The sequence below is a fragment of the Streptomyces chryseus genome, from assembly GCF_014650755.1.
Taxonomy (GTDB): domain Bacteria; phylum Actinomycetota; class Actinomycetes; order Streptomycetales; family Streptomycetaceae; genus Streptomyces; species Streptomyces chryseus.
This window is the reverse complement of record NZ_BMVO01000007.1, coordinates 22,460-42,279: the sequence shown is the minus strand read 5'-3', so window position 1 is coordinate 42,279 and position 19,820 is coordinate 22,460. Positions and strand designations below refer to the sequence as shown.

General features: G+C 72.1%; 17 protein-coding genes and 1 riboswitch. Of the genes, 2 read left to right on the top strand and 15 right to left on the bottom strand.

Features of this window, described 5'->3' with window-relative positions; translation table 11 throughout:
* Positions 1-60 precede the first annotated feature (60 nt).
* From IE185_RS13720 to IE185_RS13660, 13 genes are all read right to left on the bottom strand, one after another.
* Positions 61-1,380, bottom strand: coding sequence for a class I SAM-dependent methyltransferase (locus tag IE185_RS13720; protein ID WP_189715215.1), 1,320 nt, complete (start codon positions 1,378-1,380; stop codon positions 61-63).
* Between the two features lie 201 nt (positions 1,381-1,581).
* Entirely contained in the window at positions 1,582-2,976 is a 1,395-nt protein-coding gene (locus IE185_RS13715; protein ID WP_138897602.1) for an NAD(P)/FAD-dependent oxidoreductase, read from the bottom strand.
* Positions 2,977-3,323: 347 nt separating this feature from the next.
* On the bottom strand, positions 3,324-4,271 hold the full coding sequence (locus IE185_RS13710; protein ID WP_138897603.1) for a Ppx/GppA phosphatase family protein: 948 nt from the start codon (positions 4,269-4,271) through the stop codon (positions 3,324-3,326).
* Positions 4,268-4,816 carry a DUF501 domain-containing protein gene (locus IE185_RS13705; RefSeq protein WP_138897604.1) on the bottom strand — a complete coding sequence of 183 codons (549 nt, stop codon included), beginning with the start codon at positions 4,814-4,816 and terminating at the stop codon, positions 4,268-4,270. The genes IE185_RS13710 and IE185_RS13705 overlap by 4 nt, the downstream gene beginning before the upstream one ends.
* A gap of 39 nt (positions 4,817-4,855) precedes the next feature.
* Positions 4,856-5,335 (bottom strand): FtsB family cell division protein, encoded by a 480-nt coding sequence (locus IE185_RS13700; RefSeq protein ID WP_138897605.1) that lies wholly within the window; start codon positions 5,333-5,335, stop codon positions 4,856-4,858.
* A 133-nt stretch (positions 5,336-5,468) separates the two neighbouring features.
* On the bottom strand, positions 5,469-6,749 hold the full coding sequence (gene eno / locus IE185_RS13695) for a phosphopyruvate hydratase (RefSeq protein WP_138897606.1): 1,281 nt from the start codon (positions 6,747-6,749) through the stop codon (positions 5,469-5,471).
* Positions 6,750-7,011: 262 nt separating this feature from the next.
* Positions 7,012-7,713 carry a LysM peptidoglycan-binding domain-containing protein gene (locus tag IE185_RS13690; protein WP_138897607.1) on the bottom strand — a complete coding sequence of 234 codons (702 nt, stop codon included), beginning with the start codon at positions 7,711-7,713 and terminating at the stop codon, positions 7,012-7,014.
* Positions 7,714-7,716: 3 nt separating this feature from the next.
* Positions 7,717-7,888, bottom strand: a riboswitch (cyclic di-AMP (ydaO/yuaA leader).
* 268 nt (positions 7,889-8,156) lie between these two features.
* Positions 8,157-9,122 (bottom strand): transglycosylase family protein, encoded by a 966-nt coding sequence (locus IE185_RS13685; RefSeq protein WP_138897495.1) that lies wholly within the window; start codon positions 9,120-9,122, stop codon positions 8,157-8,159.
* A gap of 112 nt (positions 9,123-9,234) precedes the next feature.
* Entirely contained in the window at positions 9,235-10,488 is a 1,254-nt protein-coding gene (locus IE185_RS13680) for a cytochrome P450 family protein (protein WP_138897496.1), read from the bottom strand.
* Positions 10,489-10,569: 81 nt separating this feature from the next.
* Positions 10,570-11,568, bottom strand: a complete 999-nt coding sequence (locus IE185_RS13675; RefSeq protein WP_138897497.1) for a nucleoside triphosphate pyrophosphohydrolase — start codon at positions 11,566-11,568, stop codon at positions 10,570-10,572.
* Between the two features lie 42 nt (positions 11,569-11,610).
* Complete coding sequence (locus IE185_RS13670; protein WP_138897498.1) at positions 11,611-12,264, bottom strand: SurA N-terminal domain-containing protein; 654 nt, start codon at positions 12,262-12,264, stop codon at positions 11,611-11,613.
* A gap of 71 nt (positions 12,265-12,335) precedes the next feature.
* Positions 12,336-12,794, bottom strand: coding sequence for a GtrA family protein (locus IE185_RS13665; protein ID WP_138897499.1), 459 nt, complete (start codon positions 12,792-12,794; stop codon positions 12,336-12,338).
* Positions 12,791-13,765, bottom strand: coding sequence for a glycosyltransferase family 2 protein (locus IE185_RS13660; protein WP_138897500.1), 975 nt, complete (start codon positions 13,763-13,765; stop codon positions 12,791-12,793). Before IE185_RS13660 ends, IE185_RS13665 begins: the two co-directional genes overlap by 4 nt.
* A 210-nt stretch (positions 13,766-13,975) precedes the next feature.
* On the opposite strand from IE185_RS13660, the gene IE185_RS13655 reads away from it, so the two are divergent.
* Both IE185_RS13655 and IE185_RS13650 read left to right on the top strand, forming a co-directional pair.
* Positions 13,976-16,588: a YfhO family protein gene (locus IE185_RS13655; protein ID WP_189715213.1), complete on the top strand. Its 2,613-nt coding sequence runs from the start codon at positions 13,976-13,978 to the stop codon at positions 16,586-16,588.
* 59 nt (positions 16,589-16,647) lie between these two features.
* Positions 16,648-17,565 carry a class I SAM-dependent methyltransferase gene (locus IE185_RS13650; protein ID WP_138899227.1) on the top strand — a complete coding sequence of 306 codons (918 nt, stop codon included), beginning with the start codon at positions 16,648-16,650 and terminating at the stop codon, positions 17,563-17,565.
* Between the two features lie 24 nt (positions 17,566-17,589).
* On the opposite strand, the gene IE185_RS13645 is transcribed toward IE185_RS13650, so the two are convergent.
* Positions 17,590-19,122, bottom strand: coding sequence for a serine/threonine-protein kinase (locus tag IE185_RS13645; RefSeq protein WP_189715211.1), 1,533 nt, complete (start codon positions 19,120-19,122; stop codon positions 17,590-17,592).
* Positions 19,119-19,793, bottom strand: coding sequence for a hypothetical protein (locus IE185_RS13640; protein WP_189715209.1), 675 nt, complete (start codon positions 19,791-19,793; stop codon positions 19,119-19,121). The genes IE185_RS13645 and IE185_RS13640 overlap by 4 nt, the downstream gene beginning before the upstream one ends.
* Positions 19,794-19,820 lie beyond the last annotated feature (27 nt).

Here is a 19,820-nt window from a genome sequence, read left to right as displayed (position 1 = left end):
GCGCGGGGTGAAGGGCCGGTCCACGGGGGCCGGCCCTTCGCCGTGTCCCGGCGGGGCGCGTTACCGGGGCGCCGGGTTCCAGGTCCGGGCCCGCAGCGGCATCCCGGACGTACCGTCCTTGCCTGGCCGTACGGCGAGGACTTGGTTGACGCCGATCTTGTTGCGCTCGAAGGAGAGCGCCGAGGCGGCCATGTAGAGCCGCCAGACGCGGGCCCTGCCCAGGGAGGTCGCCCGTACCGCCGCGGACCAGTTGGTCTCCAGGTTCGCGACCCACCGGCGCAGCGTCAGGGCGTAGTGCTCGCGGATCGACTCGACGTCGCGGACCTCGAAGCCCGCGTCCTCCAGCGTCCCCACGGTGCGGCCGAGCGGCGCGAGCTCGCCGTCGGGGAAGACGTACGCGTCGATGAACTCGTCCACGTGGTACGCCTCTTCGTTCGGCTCGGGGCGCCGCGCGATCTGGTGGTTGAGCAGCCGCCCGCCCGGCTTCAGCAGGGCGAACAGGTCGTCGGCGTACTGCCGGTACTGGACCGAGCCGACGTGCTCGGCCATGCCGATCGACGAAATCGCGTCGTAGGGGCCGTCCGTGACGTCCCGGTAGTCCTGCACCCGGATCTCGACGCGGTCGGTCAGGCCCTCGTGGGCGACGCGCTTGCGGGCGTACGCCGCCTGCTCCTTGGACAGCGTGATGCCGGTGACCCGGGCGCCGTACTCGCGCGCCGCGTGGATCGCCATGGAGCCCCAGCCGCAGCCCACGTCCAGCAGCCGGGTCCCTTCCCGGAGCCCGAGCTTGCGGCTGATCAGGTCCAGCTTGGCGTGCTGGGCCTCTTCGAGGGTCGTCCCCCCGGCGCCTTCGCCGAAGTACGCGCACGAGTAGACCATCGAGGGGCCGAGCACCAGCCCGTAGAAGTCGTTGCCCACGTCGTAGTGGTGGCTGATCGCCTCCTTGTCGCGCCGCTTGGTGTGCAGCGGCCCGGTGCGGCGTCTGACCTCCTCGGGGGGCGGGGGCGGGGGCGGCCAGGGCCCGGCGAGGCCGATCAGTTCGCGGGCGCCGGCGCGCAGGCGCGGGTCGCGCACCGCCTGGACGGCGTGGACGACGGACTTCGTCCCGGCCCCGCGGTCCCAGAGCAGCCCGGCGATGCGGTCGAGGGCCTCGTACAGGTCGCCCTCGATGTCGAGCTCGCCCGCCACCCACGCGCGGGCCAGGCCGAGTTCACCGGGCTTCCACAGCAGGCGGCGCAGGGCGCGGCGGCTTCGGACGACGAGGACCGGCGCGTCGGCGGGGCCGGCTTCGCTGCCGTCCCAGGCGCGTACGCGGACCGGTAGGGGGGTTCCGAGAAGTTCCTCGGCGAGCGTGGTCAGCCGCAGGGCGGCGTCGGCCATGGTGCACACCTCCGTGACAGTGTTTGCCCGGATCACTGAGCGTTCACCCCAGATAACACGGGAGGACACCCGGTGGCATTCCCCGTGCGGCCGGTCCTTCGCGCGTACGCCGAAGGGGCCGCCCGCACCACGGATGGCGGGCGGCCCCTTCGGGCTGCGCTTACTGCGTACTGCCCGGCGTCTAGAGCCGGTGGAGCGGCGTCAGGACGCCTTGGCCTTCTCGTTGCCGACGGGCGCGCCCGTCTTGGCGGCGGGGGCCGGGGCGGGCTTGGCGGCCTCGTAGAACTCCTCGCGCGGAGTCTCCATGGCGCCGAGCGAGACGACCTCGCGCTTGAGGAACATCGCGAGGGTCCAGTCGGCGACGACGCGGATCTTGCGGTTCCAGGTGGGCACGGCCAGACCGTGGTAGCCACGGTGCATGTACCAGGCGAGACGGCCCTTGAGCTTGATCTTCATCTTGCCCATGACGATCATCGCGACGCCCTTGTGCAGGCCGAGGCCGGCGACGGCGCCCTTGTTGGCGTGGCTGTACTCCTTCTGCGGGAAGCCCCGCATGCCGGAGACCACGTTGTCGCCGAGGACCTTGGCCTGGCGCAGCGCGTGCTGGGCGTTCGGCGGGCACCAGGCGTTCTCCACGCCGGCCTTGCGGGCGGCGACGTCCGGGACCTGGGCGTTGTCGCCCGCGGCCCAGATGTAGTCGGTGCCCTGCACCTGGAGCGTCGTCTGGGTGTCCACGTGGCCGCGGGGGCCGAGCGGCAGGCCGTAGCGGGCCAGCGCCGGGTTCGGCTTCACGCCGGCGGTCCACACGATGGTGTTGGAGTCGACCTCGAGGCCGTTGTTCAGCACCACGTGGCCGTCCACGCAGGAGTCCATGCCGGTCTTGAGGTAGACCTCGATGCCGCGGCCCTCGAGGTGCTCCTTGCCCCACTTGCCGAGCTCGGGCCCGACCTCGGGGAGGATCTTGTCGGCCACGTCGACGAGCAGGAAGCGCATGTCCTCGCGCTTGACGCTGGTGTAGTACTTGGCCGCGTCGCGGGCCATGTCCTCCACCTCGCCGATGGTCTCGGCGCCGGCGAAGCCGCCGCCCACGAAGACGAAGGTCAGCGCCTTGCGGCGGACGTTCTCGTCGGTCGTGGAGTCGGCCTTGTCGAGCTGTTCCAGGACGTGGTTGCGAAGGCCGATGGCCTCCTCCACGCCCTTCATGCCGATGCCCTGCTCGGCCAGGCCGGGGATCGGGAAGGTGCGGGAAACCGCGCCGAGTGCGACCACCAGGTAGTCGAAGGGCAGCTCGTACGCCTCGCCGACGAGCGGCGCGACGGTGGCGACCTTGCGGTCCTGATCGATGGTCGTGACCCGACCGGTGAGCACCTCGGCCTTGGGCAGGACGCGTCGCAGGGGTACGACGACGTGCCTCGGCGAGATGCTGCCGGCGGCAGCTTCGGGGAGGAAGGGCTGGTACGTCATGTACGAGCGCGGGTCGACGACCGTGACGGTCGCTTCCGCGTAGCGCATCTTCTTGAGAATGCGCCGTGCTGCGTACAGGCCTACGTACCCACCGCCTACTACGAGGATCCTGGGACGCTCCGTGGTGCTCATGCCATCGAGTATCCACCCCTCGGACGGGGGTGGCTCGTGAGCCCCTTCACAAGCACTTCGGGCACCTCTGCTACACTCCGCCGCCCACGTGATCCAGGTCATGGCGCGGCGGGGGAACCAGGGTGTACGGCAGGACGTTGAAAACCCCCCGTGAGCTGGACGCATGGCGGGTTTCGGCGGCTGTACCACCGGCGGGCCACGGGGCCGGTTCATCCCGGCGTGACGCTCTCCAAGCCGTCCGAAATGCGGGCAGCCCCCCGGAGTTGGGCCTCCGGAGGGCCATTGGTCCCTGATTCGTAGGCCCAGAGGCCCCAATTCCTTGTGAAGAACTTCACGAAGTTCTTCCGTCAGGCGATGGACCAGGCGATCCCGTCGAGGATGTCGTGCTCGCTGACCACCACTTCCCGGGCCCCGGTGCGCTCCATGATCTCCAGCAGGACGAGAGCTCCGGCGCCGATCACATCAACCCGGCCCGGGTGCATGACCGGGATCGCGGCCCGCTCGTCGTGCGTCGCGGCCAGCAGCTCGCCGGTGATCTCCCTGACCCGCTCGTACGGGACGCGGGAGTGGTGGATCGCCGCCGAGTCGTACGCGCTCAGGCCCAGCGCGATCGCGCCCACGGTCGTCACCGACCCCGCGAGCCCGACGAGGGTGTGCGCCTCGCGCAGCGGCACGGTCTCCTCGGCGAGGTCGAGCGCGGCCCGGATGTCGGCCCGTACGGCGGCGATCCGGTCGGGGGCGGCCGGGTCCGAGACGACGCCGTCGCGCACCAGGTGGCGCTCGGTCATCCGTACGCAGCCGATGTCCACGGAGCGGGCGGCCCGCACCCGGTCGTCGCCCACGACGAACTCCGTGGAGCCGCCGCCGATGTCCACGACGAGGTAGGGCCCGGTGAGGTCCGCGCGGCCCGTCAGTTCCTTGGTGGCGCCGGTGAAGGAGAACTCGGCCTCCTGGTCACCGGTGATCACCTCGGGCTCCACGCCCAGGATGTCGAGTACGCCCCGTACGAAGTCGTCGCGGTTCTCCGCGTCGCGGGAGGCGGAGGTGGCGACGAACCGGGTCCGCTGGGCGCCGTGCGTCTTGATGACCTCGGCGTACTCGCGGCAGGCCGCGAAGGTGCGCTCCAGCGCCTCGGGGGCGAGCCGGCCGGTGCGGTCGACGTCCTGGCCGAGCCGCACGATCCGCATCCGGCGGTCGATCTCGACGAGCTCGCCGGTCGCCGGGTCGGTGTCGGCGACCAGGAGGCGGACGGAGTTGGTGCCGCAGTCGATCGCGGCGACCCGGGTGCTCGTCACTTGCCGTCCTCCTGGCCGCTGTCGTCCCCGCCGCACGGCGTCACGCACGGCCCCTTCGCCCACCACTCGGGCAGCAGCGCGAGCGCCTCGTCGCCGAACGGGTTCACGCCGGGTCCGGCCGCCAGCGCGTGGCCGACCAGGACGTGCAGGCACTTCACGCGGTCCGGCATGCCGCCCGCGCTCGGGAAGCCCTGGAGCACCTCGACGGCGTCGCGGCGCCGGATGTAGTCCTCGTGGGCGGCGCGGTAGGCGGCGGCCAGCTCGGGGTCCTCGGAGAGACGGTCCTGCATCTCCTTCATCAGGCCCGAGCCCTCCAGGGTGCCGATCGCGCCGGCCGCGCGGGGGCAGGTGAGGTAGTACAGCGTCGGGAACGGCGTGCCGTCCTCCAGGCGCGGGGCCGTCTCGACCACGTCCGGCTGTCCGCAGGGGCAGCGGTGCGCGATGGCGCGCAGTCCGCGCGGCGGGCGGCCCAACTGGAGCTTGAACGCGTCGATGTCCGCGTCGGTGGGCTCGGTGCGCGGGGTGGTCGGGGGTGCGGCGTCCATCGTTGCGTTCGTGCCTTCGTGTTCGGTGGTGACTGGTGATTACTGCTGGGTGGCGCGGTCGGCCTTGTCGACGCCGTCCCAGAGGTTGCTGTACCAGGGGCGGTCGGCGCCGCCCTGGTCCTCGCGGCGCTGGTCGCGGGCGTGCGGGTCGATGACGGTGAACCCCGTCTCGCCGGGCCGTACGAGATGCAGGTGCTCGCGGGCCAGGCGCTCGACGTACGCGTCGTCCTTGAGCCGGGCCTTCTCGTCGCGCAGCTCCTCGACCCGCCGGCCGGCCTCGCGTATCTTGCGCTGCTGGTCGGCGATCTCGCCGCGCTGCGACACGTACTGCCGCATCGGGTAGGCGAGCGCCACGACCAGCGAGCACACGACCAGCACGAGCAGCGCGGCCCGGCCGGTGAGCCGGGAGCGGCGGGCCTGACGGCGCGTCTGCGAGCGGTAGACACGGGCGGCGGTCTGCTCGCCGAGCAGCCGGATCCTGGTGGTGGTGGAGAACCGGTCCCGGTTCTTCCCGGCCATGTCTCTCCCGTCTCCCCTGTACGCGCGTACGTCCCCGCACACGGTACGGGACCGGGTGCGGGGACGTAGGGAGGCTGAGGCTTTCAGCCCTTTTGCGGTGCTCAGCCCTTGCTGTGCTTATCCCTTGCTGTGCTTATCCCTTGAAACGGGGGAACGCGCTGCGGCCCGCGTACACGGCCGCGTCGTCGAGGATCTCCTCGATGCGCAGGAGCTGGTTGTACTTGGCGACGCGCTCGGAGCGGGCCGGGGCGCCGGTCTTGATCTGGCCGCAGTTGGTGGCGACGGCGAGGTCGGCGATGGTGACGTCCTCGGTCTCACCGGAGCGGTGCGACATCATGCACTTGAAGCCGCTGCGCTGCGCCAGCTCGACGGCGTCCAGGGTCTCGGTCAGCGAACCGATCTGGTTGACCTTGACGAGAAGGGCGTTGGCCGACTTCTCCTCGATGCCGCGGGCCAGGCGCTCGGGGTTGGTGACGAACAGGTCGTCACCGACGAGCTGCACCTTGTCGCCGAGGCGCGCGGTGACGGTGTTCCAGCCGGCCCAGTCGTCCTCGAACAGCGGGTCCTCGATGGAGACGAGCGGGTACGCCGCGACGAGCTCCTCGTAGTACTCCGTCATCTCGGCGGCCGAGCGGGACTTGCCCTCGAACTCGTACACGCCGTCCTTGTAGAACTCGGACGCGGCGACGTCGAGCGCGAGCGCGATCTGCTCGCCCGGGACGTAACCGGCCTGCTTGATGGCCTCGAGGATGAGGTCGAGCGCGGCGCGGTTGGAGTCCAGGTTGGGCGCGAAGCCGCCCTCGTCGCCGAGGCCGGTGGACAGGCCCTTGGACTTCAGGACGGACTTGAGGGTGTGGTAGACCTCCGTGCCCCAGCGCAGGGCCTCGGAGAACGACTCGGCGCCGATCGGCGCGATCATGAACTCCTGGATGTCGACGTTGGAGTCGGCGTGCGACCCACCGTTGAGGATGTTCATCATCGGAACGGGCAGCAGGTGCGCGTTCGGGCCGCCGAGGTAGCGGAAGAGCGGCAGGTCGGACGCTTCGGAGGCGGCGTGGGCGACGGCGAGGGAGACGCCGAGGATGGCGTTGGCGCCGAGGGACGCCTTGTTCTCGGTGGCGTCCAGGTCGAACATGGCCTGGTCGATGAGGCGCTGCTCGGTGGCGTCGTAACCGACGAGCTCCGGGCCGATCTGCTCGATGACGGCGAGGACGGCCTTCTCGACACCCTTGCCCTGGTAGCGGTTCGGGTCACCGTCGCGAAGCTCAATGGCCTCGAACGCTCCGGTGGAGGCACCGGACGGAACAGCAGCACGACCCGTGCTGCCGTCGTCGAGGCCGACCTCGACCTCGACCGTGGGATTGCCTCGGGAGTCCAGGATTTCCCGGGCTACGACGACGTCGATGGACGGCACGAGCATCTCCTTCTGGGATGTGACGCTAGGGGTGCAGGGTCACTTTCGCCTTGCGACAAGAGCCTAACCGGCTCGGGGGCGTCGATCGGCCGTTCGCCCGCCCCCTGGGACGAGAAGAGCCCCGAATACCCGCAATTGAGGACGAAACTCTTGGACGACTTGGCGGACCGGCGCGGCGTACTGGGCAGTAACGGCAAAACCCCGGCCCGGCGCGTACGGGGGAGAACGCGCCGGGCCGGGGTGCTCACGGTGTGATGCCGGGTCAGCTCAGGTGGAGCTGCTGGCCCACGTAGATGACATCGGCGTCGTCGACGATGTCCTTGTTCAGCTCGAAGAGCTTCTCCCAGCCGCCCTTGACCTTGTTCGCCTCGGCGATCTTGCCGAGGGTGTCGCCGGACTTCACCTTGTACTCCCCGTCGCCCTTCTCGAAGGACTTCGGGGCGGCGGGCTGCTCGGCCTTGGGAGCGGTACGGACCTCGCTGCGCGAGGCCGGCTGCTCGGCGGCGCGCGGGGCGGCCTGCTCCTGCTTGGGCGCGGGCTCGGCCTGCTGCGGGGAGGAACCGGAGGTGTCGACGCCCGGGTCGACGCCGTCGTTGGTCAGGCCGCCGGCGCCGGCGCAGGCCCAGGCGCCCGGGCCCTGCAGGTCGAGAAGCTTCTCGGCGGTGGCGATCTGCTGCGCCTTGGACGCCTTGTCGGCGGTCGGGGCGTACTGCGTGCCACCGGCGGCGGCCCAGCTGGAGGCGGAGAACTGCAGGCCGCCGTAGTAGCCGTTGCCGGTGTTGATGGACCAGTTGCCGCCGGACTCGCACTGGGCGACAGCGTCCCAGGTCGCGACGGAGGCGGCGGAGGCGGAGGTCGCGCCCATCAGCGGTACGGCGACCGCGGCGCCGGTGATACCGGCGAGCGTGGCGATACGAGTGGCCTTCGACGGGCGACGGTGCTTGGCCTTGCCGGAAAACAGCATGCGACATCTCCTCACCGACGCCTACGAGGTGAGCTGTCGGGTTCGGGCCAAGTGAGTGCCCGGCGCGCGACCTGCGTCGCGCGGCTTAACCCCAAGCCGTTCCCGTCGCGTCTTTCGACGTCCGGGCCCGGCGCCTACCTGGGTCCCCCGCTCCTGCCTACGGCGCTTTACGCGTCGGTTCCCCCCGACCGACGGCAGGATTCGGCGTGACGGTCGACGGGGCCCGCGGTGGCGAGCGGTCCGACCGTAAACACATGAACCCTTGATGTTCAAAAAGGCTCATCAGGGAGATATCGCCCTTCCCGCCCCTCCCCCGGCCCCTGTCTGCGCAGGTCAGAGGTGGCGGGACGGGATCGTCCGGGCCGCGCACGTGAGTTGAGGCAAAGAGACCCTTGTCTCACTTGCTCCAATACGGACATAGCGGCCCGAACTACCCCCCGAAATCAGCCCAGATCGAGTCTCTGGCCAGGCGTGATGAGGTCCGGGTCGGATCCGACGGTCTCCTCGTTCCCGGCGTAGAGCGCCGTCCAGCCGCCGCGTACGTCGTGGACGTCGGCGATGGTGGTGAGGTTGTCGCCGGTGCGCACGGTGTAGGTCCCGTCGGCACGCCCGGCACCCTCGGCCCCGGCGGCGTCGTCACGTGCCGGTCCGTCACCTCGCGAGGCATGACGGCCCGATTCGCGCTCAATGCCCGCTTCGTCGGATACGACCGTGTCGTCCTCGCGGGCCTTCTCGCCGCGGTGCTTGCCCTTCGGGGCGGCTTCCTCGCCCCCCTCTTTCTTCGCGGCCGGCTCACCGGCGGACGGCTTCGCGGGGTCCTTGGAGTCGCCGTCCGGCGCCCCGCTGCCGCTCCGCGAGGTCCCTGCCGACCGGTCGGCCTTGACGGACCCGGACGCGGCCCCGTCCTCGCCGGAAGAACCGGCCCCGGCGGGCGCCTCGGCCGACTTCGGGGCGTCGGGGCTTTCGGACTTCGCCGTGGCCGGCGCGTCATTCTCCGACCCGGCAGCCGACCCGTCGGCCGACGCGTCGTCGTCACCCTCCGTCAGACCCGAGATGAGCGCGCAGCTGGGCCAGGCGGCGGGCCCCTGCTCGGCGAGGACCTTCTCGGCCACCTGGATCTGCTGGGAGCGGCTCGCGAGGTCGGCGCGCGGCGCGTAGGCCGTACCGCCGAACTTCTGCCAGGTCTCCGGGGAGAACTGCAGCCCGCCGTAGTAGCCGTTGCCGAGGTCGGCGCTCCACATGCCGCCGCTCTCGCAGTCGGCCACCCGGTCCCAGGTCGTGGCGTCGGCGGCGGCCGCGCCGCTCGCGCCGAGCAGCGGGATGGCGATGGCCGATCCGGTGACTCCTGCCGCGACGACGAGAGCCGGAGCCTGACGGGGGCGGCGGTGTCTACCGTTCCCGGAGCGCATGCGGTTGCCTTTCGAGTGACGGCTGAGGTTGACGGTGAACGTAGCGGTACTCGAACGTTTGTCACAAGTCGATGCAGCGCAGATCACGTGAAGGTCTCGAATTGACGTAGCGTCACTTCGTTTCGGCGGTGAACTCCACGGGAAGGGTGCGCAACCCCCGCATAATGAGGCCGCCGCGCCACCGCAAATCGGCGGGATCCCCCGCGAGTCGCACATCGGGTAGGCGCCGCAGCAGCGTCGCGATGGCCGTCTGCCCTTCGAGCCGGGCCAGCGGGGCGCCCAGGCAGTAATGGATGCCGTGGCCGTAGCCCAGGTGCTGGTTGTCGCGGCGCGTGAGGTCGAGCGTGTCCGGGTCGCCGAAGCGCTCGGGGTCCCGGTCGGCGGCGGCGAGCACCACGAGCACGGGGTCCCCGGCCGCGATGTCCCGACCGCCCAGGTTCAGCGGCTCGGTGGCGTACCGCCAGGTCGCGAGCTCCACCGGCCCGTCGTACCGCAGCAGTTCCTCGACGCCCGTCGCGAGCAGCCGCGTGTCGCCCTCGGTGAGCGCGCGCTGGAGGCGCTCGCGCTGCTCCGGGTGGCGCAGGAGCGCGTACATGCCGTTGCCGATGAGGTTGACCGTCGTCTCGAATCCGGCGAACAGGAGGATGAAGGCCATCGCGGCGGCCTCGTTCTCCGTGAGGTGCTCGCCGTGGTCGCTGGCGCGGATCAGCCCGGAGATCAGGTCGTCGCCCGGCTCTTCCCTTTTGCGGTGGATGAGTTCGGCGAGGTACGCGCGCATCTTCTTGACCGAGCGCGCGACTCCGCCCCGCGGCCCGCCGCCGTGCCGGATCATCATGCCCGCCCAGTCGCGGAAGTCGTCCTGGTCCTCGCGGGGCACGCCGAGCAGGTCGCAGATCGCGTAGATGGGCAGGGGGAAGGCGAAGTCGTGGATGAGGTCCGCGCTCCCCTGCGCCGCGAACCCGTCGATGAGCCGGTCGGTCAGCTCCTGCACCCGCGGCGCGAACTCGGCCACCGTGCGCGGCGTGAACGCCTTCGACACCAGACGCCGCAGGCGCGTGTGGTCCGGCGGGTCGATGTTCAGCAGGTGCGTCATGAGCTCGGCCTTGCGCTCGCCCGGAATGCCCGTGCGGCCCTTGGCGTGCGCGGTGCCGGCGTGGTGGGCCGGGTTCTTGGAGAGCCGCTGGTCGGCGAGCGCCTGCCGCGCGTCGGCGTACCGCGTCACCAGCCACGCCTCGACCCCGCTGGGCAGCACCGTCCGGTGCACGGGCGAGTGCTCCCGCAGCCAGGCGTACGCCGGATAGGGGTCGGTCGCGAACTCCCAGGTGAAGAGCTCGGGCATGGGGCCGGCAGGCGGCTGGTCGGACATGTCCCGACAGTATCGGCCGCCGTCGGCACCACGCGCTCGGCCGCCGTCGGCGGGGACGACGCGCGGCGCGAGCGCCGGGGGCTACCCGGGGTGGCCCTCCGCCGCGCGGATCGCGTCGCGGTAGGCGCGGGCCGCGGCGCGCAGGGCGGCTTCCGGGTCCACGCCGGCCTGCTCCGCCCGTACCGCCATGGCCAGCAGTTCGTAACCGATGCCCTCGCCCGCGGGGAGGGGGACCGCCAGGTGCGCGTTGCGCGCGCGGGAGGCGAGCTTCGCGGCGAGGGCGAGGCCCGGCTGGCCGAGCGGGACGCCGTCGGTCGCCGACTCGCGCTGCTTCTCGATCGCCTTCGTACGGAGCCAGTGCTCCTTGACCTCTTCCGGGGTCTCGGCGGTGTCGTCGCCGAAGACGTGCGGGTGGCGGTGGATGAGCTTCTCGACGATCGTGCCGGCGACGTCGTCGATCGAGAAGGGCTCCTCGCCGTCCTCCGGGCGGCCCTCCTGGGCGATGCGCGCGTGGAAGACGACCTGCAGGAGTACGTCGCCGAGCTCTTCGCGCAGCTCCTCGCGGTCACCGTCCTCGATGGCCTCGACGAGTTCGTACGCCTCCTCGATGCCGTACTTCGCGAGCCCCTTGTGGGTCTGCTGCGAGGACCACGGGCATGCGAGGCGGATGCGGTCCATGACCTGGACGAGGTCGAGCAGGCGCGCGCCGGGCAGATCGTACGAGCCGGGCAGCAGCTCCAGGTCGGGCATCTGCACCCGGCCCGAGCCCGCCAGCCGGGCGAGGCCGTCGGTCAGGGCCTGGTCGCCCTCGCCGGACGGGAGGACCACCACCGTGCGGTCGCCCTCGCACGCGTCGACCAGCTCGCGGGCGGTCGGGGCGGCGTGCTCGACGGCGACGCCCGCCTCCCGGAGGTACGGCAGCTGCGGGTGCCCCGCGTCGGCGCACAGCACGCGGTCGGCGGCGCGCAGCGTCTGCCACGCGGGCCACGACAGGAGTCCCGGCGCGACGCGGTGGCTCGCGGTGAGGAGGACGATGCGGCCGGGGGCGGCCGGTGCGGGTGCGGATGCTTCGCTGGTCACACGTCGAACGTACCTCGCCGGTACGACACCCGGGGCGGAGCCCTAGGCGCCCGCCTCGGCGGGGGCCTCCTCCTCCTTCGTCACCTGGGTGATCCACGGCGTCTTGTAGTCCCCGAGCTGCATCTTCTCGTCGTTCCAGGTGCCGTAGCGCGGGTTCACGTCGATGTCGAGCGCCTTGGACGCCTCGACGAACGCCGCGTTCACCTTCTGCTGGCCCTCCGGGGTGTTCGTGGCGCCGATCTTCTCCGCGAGCTTGCCGACCAGTACGTCCCTGCGCAGGGCGTCCTCGATCTGGTCCGGGGCGACGCCGCGCTGCTGGAGGTACATCGCGGCGAGCTGCTCGTCGCCGCCGGCCTGCTGGGCCGCGTCGGCCCGCGCCCGCTGGACGTCCTTGCGGCTCGCGCTCACCCCGGCGTCGTCCGCCGCCCGCACCACGATCCGGTCCACGATCATGTCGTAGAGCTTGGCGCGGCCGAGCTGGCCGGTCGAGCCGATGAGCTGGGCGGACTGCGGCGAGGTCTGCTGGGCCTGGCGCACGTCCTTGACCTGCGTCTGGAGGGCGGCGACCTCGATACGGCCGCCGCCGATGACAGCAGCGGCTCCTGGATGCGCCTCGTTGCCGCACGCGGCCAGGAGCGGCGCCGCGATCAGAAGCGCGGTGGAGAGGGAGAGCGCGGTGCGACGGCGGCGGTGCAAAGGGTGCCTCCCGGCGGTGATCGTGCGGCATGGCAACGAAAGTGCGACGAACGACCTTGCGGTGATCGATGTTAGGCAGTCGGAGTGGTCCGGGCCACTGATTCGCCCAACGATTCGCGCGTGTTCGTGGATGCGCTGTCGCCGCCGGCCTCGGCATCCGGGGCCGGTCCGCCGAGCATGATCATGCGGGAGACGACGAAGGTCACCGGGATCGCGGCCGCCGCGGCGACCAGCGGGGCGTACGTGCTGTCGAGCCGCAGCACGTCCACGAGCAGGTAGACGCCGCTGGTCGTGATGACGAAGTTCGCCGCGTTGGTCAGGGGGAAGAGCAGGAACTTCCGCCAGGTGGGGCGCGTGTTGTACGTGAAGCGGCAGGTGAGGAAGAACGAGCCGACCATGCTGACGGCGAAGGCCAGGACGTGCGCGGCGACGTACGGAAGCCAGGGCAGCAGCAGCAGGTAGCAGGCGTAGTACGTCCCCGTGTTCACCACGCCCACCGCGGCGAACCTGATCAGCTGGCGACGGATCATCGGTGTACGAGCTCCCGGCCGGGCCGTCGCGGGGGCGCGTCCGGCGTCGCCGCTGCCACGTTCGTCGCCTTCACCAGGAAGTGCGGCCGCCGTTTCACCTCGTAATAGATACGGCCCACGTATTCGCCCACGACGCCGATCATCAGCATCTGCACGCCGGCGAGTGCGGTCACCGCGACGAGCAGCGTCACGAATCCCGGGGTTTCCACGCCGTTCACAAGGGCGACACCGACGATCCATGTCGAATAGGCCATGGCGACGGCGACCAGCAGCAGACCGAGATAGAGCGCCGCCCGCAGCGGCTTGTCGTTGAAGGAGATGAGGCCGTCGAGTCCGTAGTTGAGCAGCTTGGAGAAAGTCCACTTCGAGCGGCCTTCCTCGCGCACCGCGTTCTCGTACTCGAAAGTGACGGTACTGAATCCGACCCAGGCGAAAAGACCCTTGGAGAAGCGGTTGTACTCGGTGAGTTCCAGTAAGGCGTCGACGCTGCGGCGCGAGAGCATGCGGAAGTCGCCGACCCCGTCGACGAGTTCGACGTCGACCAGGCGGTTGATGAGCCGGTAGTACGCACGGGCGGTAAGCGTACGCGTGACCCGGTCGCCCTTCCTGGTGCGGCGGGCGACGACCTGGTCGAAGCCCTGCTCGTGCAGCGCCACCATGCGGCGTACCAGCGCGGGCGGGTGCTGGAGGTCGGCGTCCATGATGACGACGGCGTCGCCCGAGGCGTGGCGCAGACCGGCCAGCATCGCCGCCTCCTTGCCGAAGTTGCGGCTGAAGGAGACATAGCGCGTGCGGGGGTCGGAATCCGCGATCTCCTGGAGGATCGCGAGCGTACGGTCCTTGCTTCCGTCGTCGACGTAGACCAGTTCGACGGGGTGGCCGAGGCTGCCGAGTTCTTCCGTCACGTGCTCGTGGAAGCGGCGAATGATCTCCTCTTCGTTGAAACACGGGACGACAATCGAGATGAGCACGGCTCTCCCTCGTCGGGCGCACTGGTGAGGCAGTTGAGGCAAAGGACAGCCGCTCGATATGGCGGAGGGCGACTCTCCACATGACGTGTCGGCCACCAACAGGTGAACTCACCGCTATTTGGGTGCCTTTGACCTACACCGGTGTCATGGAGATCTCTTTTTCTGTCACATGCTGGCTTATTCGATATCGGGCGCAGTAGAAGGATCACCATGTCGATTACGGAAGCGGCCCGGGGCCGTGCGGCGGCGCTGGCGGCGTTCGTCACGGTCGTCTCGGTGTGCGCAGGTGACGCGATCGCCCGCTCCTTCCCCTTCGGTCCGCGCACGCGCGCCGTCAATGACCTCGGCAACCAGTTCGTGCCGTACCACGCCCGCCTGTGGGACCTGCTGCACGGCCGCGCGGACGGAGGGGTGCTGGTCAACTGGCAGTCCGGCTACGGCACGAGCTTCCTGCCCGACGTCGGCACGTACGTCAGCAGCCCGTTCGCCCTGCTCGTCGGCCTCTTCCCCCGGGACGAGATCGACCTGGCCGTGTACGTGATCACCCTGCTGAAGACGGCCGTCGCGGCGGCCGCGATGTCCGTGCTGCTGCTCGCCCTGCGGCGCGCGGGCGGGGACGGGCCCTGGTGGGCGGCGGGGGTGCTCGGCGCGTCGTACGCGCTGTGCGGGTGGGCGGTCACCGAGGCCGTCTACAACCCGATGTGGATGGACGGCCTGATCGCGTTCCCGCTGCTGTGCCAGGTGGGCGAGTGGGCGCGTACGGGCCGCCGGCGCGTCCTGGGGCCCCTGGTCGTCGCCCTGGCGTGGACCGCGAACTTCTACACGGCGTACATGGCGACGCTCGGGGCCGCGCTCGTCCTGCTGCTGCGGCTGCTGACCGCCGACGGCCCGGCGCCGGTACGGGAGCGGCTGGGCGCACTGCTGCGCGCGGCCGGCACCACGGTGCTCGGCATCGGGCTCGCGGCGCCCCTGCTGGCCGTCGTCTTCATGGGGTCGCGGCACGCCTACCCGGGGTGGACGCGGGAGTTCGCGCCGTCGGACTGGCCGGACGTGTTCGCGCGGGCGCTCCCGGCGACGTACAGCTTCTTCACGCCCGCGGGCTTCGTCGGCGCCGGCACTCTGGTGCTCGCCGGCTCGCTCGTCTTCCACCGGGCGGCGCCCCGGCGCGAGCGGTGGGCGTGGACGCTGCTCGCGGTCGCGGTCGCGGTGTCGATGCAGTGGGGGCCCACGCACCTGGTGTGGCACGTCTTCGCCACGCCGAACGGCAGCCCGTACCGGCAGACGTTCGTGCTCGCCGGCGTGCTGGTCATCACGGCCTGGGTGTCGCTCTCGTACGGCTGGCCCGGGCGGCGGGCCCTGCTCGGCGGCACGGCCGTGGTCGCGCTGCTGTCCGCGGGCGCGGCGACGAGTCCCCGGATCACGTCCTGGACGTACCCGCTCGTGGTGGCGGGGGTGGCGGCGACGGCGGGGGCGGTGCTGCTCGCGCGGCGGGCGGAGAGCCGGGGTCCCGATGGGGCCGGCGGGACCGCATCCGGTGTCACGGCCGCCCCCCGCCGCCCGCGCCGCGCCCCGACCGTGGCCGCCGCACTCCTGCTGGCCGGCGCCCTGGCCGCGCAGGCCGCCCTCACCACCGCGTACGCCGACCGCCGGCGGCTGGCCGGCCTCGACGACTACGCGTCGTGGGGCAGCCGGCAGCAGATCCAGGCGGACGCCGTGGCCGAGGCCGACGGCTGGCCCGCGTACCGGACCGAGCCCGGCCGGGAGCAGACCACCGCCAACGACCCGCTGACCGTGGGCGGCCAGGGCGCGGCGTACTACAGCAGCCACACCCCCGAGGTCCTCACCCGCACCCTGGCCGCCCTGGGCGCCGGGTGGACCTCCAACGGCCGCGCCGTGCAGAGCCTCGACAACCCGGTGACCGACGCCCTGTTCGCCGTCGGCGCGCGGGTGCGCATGCCGCGCGATCCGCACCAGCCCGGGGCGCGGCCCGACGAGCGCGAGGTGACGGTGACGCGCGCCGCCGTGCCCCGGCTGGTCACCGTGCGCCCGCCCGGCCCCGAGCCGCGCTTCGTCGCCTCGCCCTTCCGCAACCAGGAGAAGCTCCTCGGCGCCCGCGTCTACACCCTGCCGCCCGCCGCGCTGCGCGCCGAGGGGATCGACGGCGGTGACGGCGGCGACGGCACGCTGACCGCCACCTGCCCCGCGGGCAGCGAGGTGTACCTCTGGGCCCCCGGGTTCTCCGGTACGGCGCGGCTCGACGGCGCCCGCGCCGGTACGCAGGCCGAGCTGCGCGGGCGCGTCCCCGCGCGCCGTGCCGCCCTGCAGCCCCTCGGGGCCGTGCCACCGGACGGCCGGGTCGCGATCACCCTGCGGGGCAGGGGGGCCGACGGGCTGCCGCTGCGGAGCGTCGGCTGCCTGGACCGCGACCGGCTGGCCACCGCCGTGGACGGCCTGCGGTCCTCGGGCGCGAGCGCGGTGCGCGTCACCGACAGCGGCGTACGGGCCACCCTGCCGCCCGGCACCCGGGGAACGGCCGTCTTCGCCGTGCCGCGCATCGCCGGCTGGAGCTGCCGCGCCGACGGGGCCGCGGCGCGGCCCGCCGGCTCCTACCTGGGGCTGGTCGCCGTCCCCCTGGACGGCCGGACCTCCGTGGTGAGCTGCGCGTTCAGCCCGCCGGGACTGCGCCTCGGCGGAGCGGTGGGGGGCCTGTCGCTGCTCGTGCTCCTCGGCGTGGCCGTGGCGCCGCGTGCCGCGGCCCGGCGTCGCACGAGGCACACGAAGACTTCACCCCACGACCACCGGCTCGTGGCCCGCACGGCATGAGCCGCGGCGTACGGTCGGCCGCCTGCCCCCACCCGGACCGAGGCCAGAGGCGAATCCGCATGCCATCTCTGCTGAGCAACCGGCTGACGAAGTGGGCCCTGCGCCCCGTCGCCGTGCTCGTCGACCAGCGCATCTCACGTCACACCGCGGGGCTCCGCCGCGAAGTCACCGAACTGCGGCGGAAACAACACGGCCTCACCATGCTCCTCGACCGCACCGGTCGCGGCCAGCACCGCATGCCCACGCCCGACCAGATCGACCGGCTCGTGAAGGAGGTGGAGGCCACGACGGGCGCGGGCGAGCGCGCCCGGCGCAACGTGACCGTCGCCTACCGCAACGTGGTGGCTCTGGAGGCGCTGGGCGTCGGCAGGATGGCGGGCGGTACGTCCAACGTGTGCGGCAAGCTCGCCACCGTCCCGCTGCTCGCGCGGCCCACGAGCGAGGACAACGGCACACCGGGGCTCGAAGTGCTGGAGATCGGCACGCTGCACGGGCTGTTCGCCGCCGCCCTGATGCGGATGCTGCACCGGACGGGCGTCGAGGCGACGCTGACGATCGTCGATCCGCTGGCCGGCTCGCAGCTCCAGCCGGGCACGAGCGACTACGAGGAGCCGACCGGCACGCCGGTGCGCGAGGACGTCGTACGGGCCAACCTGGCGCTCGGCGGCGGCCGTCCGGGCACCGGCGCGCGCGTCCGGCAGGGGTTCTCGGGGGACCCGGAGGTGCGGGCGGAGGTCTCCGACCGTGAGTACGGCGTGATCGTCGTCGACGGCGACCACTCCTTCGAGGGCGTGCTCGCCGACCTGGAATGGGTGGAGCGGATCGCCGCCGCGGACGCGGTCGTCGTCCTCGACGACTACGGCGACGCGCGCTGGCCCGGCGTCAAGGACGCGCTGGACAAGCACCTGGCGGGCGGCGACAGCAGGCTCACCCTGGTGGGCCGGGTCGCGACCTCCGCCTTCCTGCGGGCGCGCTGACCGTCGGGCCTCCCGCCCGCACGCTCAGACGTCCCGCATCCGTTGGTGGCGGTCAAGCGCGCGGCGCACCTCGGCCGGCAGCGGGTGGTACGGGCCGTACGCGAGCTCGGCGTCGTACAGCAGGCCCTGCAACTGGGCGTGCGCGGCGGCGTGGTCGCCCATCGCGAGCAGCAGGTTCGCGATGCGGTGGCGGATGTCGAAGGCGCGGGCGGTGGCGTCGGTCGCCGGCGTCCCGCCCGCGTACTGGTTCTCGAAGTAGGGCAGCAGGCCGCGGTACTCGGCGAGCGCCGCGGCCGGTTCGCCGAGCTGCTCCAGGCACTGCGCCGCGTCGTACCGGAACTGGAGCGCCTGCGGGTCGGCCAGGCCCGCCTCGGCGGCGCGGTCGTCCGCGAGGCGGCGCAGCTCGGGCAGTGCGCGGCGGTACTGCCCGTCGTCCAGCAGCGTCGCGGCGTACTGCTTGCGCAGGATGCGGACGACCGGGGAGCGCTCGCCGTGCTGGGCGGCGGCGGCCGGCAGGATGCCGCCGAGGATGTCGACGGCCTGGGTGATCCGCCCCTCGCCGAGGAGCTGCTTGACCTCGTCGACCGCGCCCGCGACGTCGGGCTGGGCCTGCGCGGGGGTGGGCTGGGCGGCGGGCGGGGCGGTGGCCCGGTCGGGCCAGGGGGCGTGCGGGCGCAGGAACGGGCGCGTGGGGTCGAGCGGTCCCGCCGGTGCGCCACCGTGCGCCGGCAGCAGGGGGGCCAGCGCCTCGTACACCTCCTGGGCGGAGGAGGGGCGGTGCTGCGGGTCCTTGGCGAGCAGGCGCAGGACCAGCGCTTCGAGCGGCTCGGGGATGTCCTGGCGGAGCTGGCGGACGGGCAGCGGCGGCTCGTACAGGTGGCGGTGCAGGACCCCGAGGACCGTGGAGCCGGCGAAGGGCACGTTGCCGCTGAGGAGTTCGTGCATCAGGACGCCGAGGGCGTAGAGGTCGGTGTACGGGCCGACCGCGCCGCCCATCGCCTGCTCGGGCGCCATGTAGGCGGGGCTGCCGATGGGCGAGCCGGTGTGGGTGAGACGGGTGGTGTCGGTGTCGAGGACGGATGCGACGCCGAGGTCCAGGACGGTGATCGTGCCTTCGGGCCTGACCATGACGTTGCGCGGCTTGAGGTCGCGGTGGACGATCGGCACCGCGTGCACGGCGGACAGCACCGCGCACAGCTGGGCGGCGACCGCGACGGCCCACGGCCAGGGGTACGGGTCGTGCTCGGCGAGGTGGTCGGCGAGGTCGGAGCCCTTGACGTACTGCATGACCAGGTAGAGGTCGTCGTCGTCGCTGCCCGCGTCGTGGACGGTGACGAGGCCCGGGTGGTCCACCTGGGCGGTGACCCGGCACTCGCGCACGAAGCGGCGGCGCATCTCGTCGGCGGCGGTGGCGGCGGCCATCCGGTCGGGGCGCAGCAGCTTCACCGCGACACGGCGGTCGAGGCGCTGGTCGTACGCCGTCCAGACCTGGCCCATGCCGCCCTGGCCGATGATGTTGGACAGCTCGTAACGCCCCGCGATGATCCGTCCGTTCACCGGTCCCGGTCACCCCGCTGGTCTTTGCGCAGGAGGTCGCTCAGCTCGTCCAGCTCGGCCCGGACCTGGTCCACGCGGCGGGGCTGCTGGGGCGGATGCTGGTGGGGGTGCTCGTGGGAGTGCGGCTGCTGTGGGGGCGCTTGCTGGGGCTGCGGCTGTGGCTGGTGGTGCGGCGGGGCCGGGGACGGGTTGACCGCCGGGGTGCTGGCGTACGGGTTCGGGTAGCCGTACCGCGGCGGGGCAGCCTGCCCGTACGGCTGCTGCTGCGGCTGGGGCTGTACCTGCGGGGCGTACGGACCGTAGGGGGCACGGGGCCCGGTGACGGAGTGCGGCCCGTCGGCGGCCCCGAGCCGCGCGTAGTGCCGGATGTCGAAGACCAGGAAGTACCCGGCGGTCGCGGCCCCGAGGATCAGGATGCAGGACAGCGCTATGTCGGTCCTGACGTCTCCCTCGGGCAGCGAACCGACGACGGCGAAGGCCGTGATCGCCACCGGGATGCTCGCCCACGCGGCCGCCCAGTCGTACCAGCGCCCGCGCAGGATCGCGATGCGGAACAGCGGCACGCACGACAGGACGCCGCAGCTGAACACGGCGCAGATGGGGAACAGCACGCGCATGGTGATGACGGCGCCGTCAGTGCGGACTGGCGGCGTGGTGCCGGAGCCGTGCATGGCTGCTCCTGAGGACCTGGTGAGACG